Origin of the sequence: Paenibacillus sp. Pae15, from assembly GCF_024519685.1 — a bacterium.
GTDB classification, from domain to species: Bacteria; Bacillota; Bacilli; order Paenibacillales; family NBRC-103111; genus Paenibacillus_G; species Paenibacillus_G naphthalenovorans.
The window spans coordinates 1-202 of the sequence record NZ_JALJRM010000107.1; the positions used below are offsets into that span (position 1 = coordinate 1).

The window sequence follows — 202 nt, forward strand, 5'->3', positions numbered from 1 at the left end:
CTCGAATGTCGGAGCCACAATCCGATGCGTTAGCCACTTCGCCACGACCGCCATATTGGAGAGTTATTGGCAGGGGCAGCAGGAATCGAACCCACACCAAAGGTTTTGGAGACCTTTGTTCTACCTTTAAACTATGCCCCTATAATAAACTGGTGGAGGCTGATGGATTCGAACCACCGAACTCGTCAGAGAACAGATTTAC

General features: G+C 49.5%; 1 tRNA gene. It reads right to left on the reverse strand.

Annotated elements, in window-relative coordinates:
* Nucleotides 1-67: 67 nt before the first annotated feature.
* Nucleotides 68-141: transfer RNA gene (locus tag NR121_RS25150), tRNA-Trp, on the reverse strand.
* Nucleotides 142-202: the final 61 nt, after the last annotated feature.